The sequence below is a fragment of the Pseudomonas inefficax genome (assembly GCF_900277125.1).
GTDB classification, from domain to species: domain Bacteria; phylum Pseudomonadota; class Gammaproteobacteria; order Pseudomonadales; family Pseudomonadaceae; genus Aquipseudomonas; species Aquipseudomonas inefficax.
The window spans coordinates 1-2,246 of sequence record NZ_OPYN01000247.1; the positions used below are offsets into that span (position 1 = coordinate 1).

Consider the following 2,246-nt stretch of genomic DNA (forward strand, 5'->3'; position numbering starts at 1 on the left):
CGTGCCACCTTGGGCGGCACTTGCCTGAACGTGGGCTGCATGCCCTCCAAGGCGTTGTTGCATGCTTCAGAGCTTTACGAAGCCGCCAGCGGTGACGAGTTCGCCCACCTCGGTATCGAAGTCAAACCTAACCTCAACCTCGCCCAGATGATGAAACAGAAGGACGAGAGCGTGACCGGCCTGACCAAGGGCATCGAGTACCTGTTCCGCAAGAACAAGGTCGACTGGATCAAGGGCTGGGGCCGCCTGGATGGTGTCGGCAAGGTCGTGGTCAAGGCCGAGGACGGCAGCGAAACCACACTGCAGGCCAAAGACATCGTCATTGCCACCGGCTCCGAACCTACCCCCCTGCCGGGCGTGACCATCGACAACCAGCGCATCATCGACTCGACCGGCGCGCTGTCGCTGCCACAGGTGCCGAAGCACCTGGTCGTCATCGGTGCCGGCGTGATCGGCCTCGAACTGGGTTCGGTATGGCGCCGCCTGGGCAGCCAAGTGACGGTCATCGAATACCTAGACCGAATCTGCCCGGGTACTGATGAAGAAACCGCCAAGGCCCTGCAGAAGGCCTTGGCCAAGCAAGGCATGGTGTTCAAGCTGGGCAGCAAGGTGACCCAGGCCAGCGCCAGCGCCGATGGCGTGAACCTGACCCTGGAGCCGGCCGCCGGCGGCACTGCAGAATCGCTACAGGCCGATTACGTACTGGTCGCCATCGGTCGCCGCCCCTATACCAAAGGGCTGAACCTGGAAAGCGTGGGCCTGGAGACCGACAAGCGCGGCATGCTCGGCAACGACCACCACCGCACTTCCGTGCCGGGTATCTGGGTGATTGGTGACGTCACCTCCGGCCCGATGCTGGCGCATAAAGCCGAAGACGAAGCGGTGGCCTGCATCGAACGCATCGCCGGCAAGCCCCACGAGGTCAATTACAACCTTATCCCTGGCGTGATCTATACCCGTCCGGAGCTTGCCACCGTGGGCAAGACCGAAGAGCAGCTCAAGGCCGAAGGGCGTGCCTATAAAGTCGGCAAATTCCCGTTCACGGCCAACAGCCGCGCCAAGATCAACCACGAGACTGAAGGCTTCGCCAAGGTCATCGCCGATGCTGAAACCGATGAAGTGCTGGGTGTGCACCTGGTAGGCCCAAGTGTCAGCGAGATGATTGGTGAATTCTGCGTGGCCATGGAGTTCTCGGCATCGGCAGAAGACATCGCCCTCACTTGCCACCCCCACCCCACCCGCTCCGAGGCCTTGCGCCAGGCGGCGATGAATGTGGACGGGATGGCGATGCAGATCTGATGCAAGATCGGCGGGGCTGCTTTGCAGCCCATCGCGACACAAGGCCGCTCCTACAGGAGAACGCAATTTCCTGTAGGAGCGGCCTTGTGTCGCGACGGGGCGCAAAGCGCCCCTGGCTTCTGGCTTACTCGACCGTAACCGACTTGGCCAGGTTACGCGGCTGGTCCACATCGGTGCCCTTGAGCACGGCCACGTAGTAAGACAGCAGCTGCAGCGGGATGGTGTACAGGATCGGCGCCAGGGCGTCGGCGATGTGCGGCACCTTGATCACGTGGGTACCCTCGCCATTGGTCATGCCGGCCTGCTCGTCGGCAAAAACAACCAGCTCGCCACCACGGGCGCGCACTTCCTGCAGGTTCGACTTCAGCTTCTCCAGCAACTCGTTGTTCGGTGCAACGGTTACCACGGGCATGTCGTTGTCCACCAGCGCCAGCGGGCCGTGCTTCAGCTCGCCTGCCGGGTAGGCTTCGGCGTGGATGTAGGAGATTTCCTTGAGCTTTAGCGCACCTTCCATCGCCACCGGGTACTGCGCACCACGGCCGAGGAACAGGGTATGGTGCTTGTCGGCGAACAGTTCGGCGATTTTCTCGACAGTGGCATCCATGGCCAAGGCTTCGCCCAGGCGGGCCGGCAGGCGGCGCAGCTCTTCTACCAGCTCGGCTTCGACACCGGCTTCCAGGGTACCGCGCACCTGGCCCAGAGCCAAGGTCAGCAGCATCAGGGAAACCAGCTGGGTGGTGAAGGCTTTGGTCGAGGCCACGCCGATTTCCGGACCGGCCAGGGTCAGCAGGGTCAGGTCCGACTCACGCACCAGCGAGCTGATACCGACGTTGCAGATCGCCAGGCTGCCGAGGAAGCCCAGCTCCTTGGCGTTGCGCAGCGCGGCCAAAGTATCGGCGGTTTCGCCAGACTGCGAGATGGAGACGAACAGGGTGTCCGGCTGCACT

At 62.8% G+C, this 2,246-nt stretch carries 2 protein-coding genes; one reads left to right on the forward strand and one right to left on the reverse strand.

The window, feature by feature from the left end; genetic code table 11:
- A partial coding sequence (gene lpdA / locus JV551A3_RS30585; protein WP_133979407.1) for a dihydrolipoyl dehydrogenase occupies positions 1 to 1,299 on the forward strand: 1,299 nt, incomplete at its 5' end.
- A gap of 124 nt (positions 1,300 to 1,423) precedes the next feature.
- Here the strand turns inward: lpdA and JV551A3_RS30590 are convergent.
- On the reverse strand, positions 1,424 to 2,246 hold an 823-nt coding region (locus JV551A3_RS30590; RefSeq protein ID WP_133979409.1), incomplete at its 5' end, for an isomerizing glutamine--fructose-6-phosphate transaminase.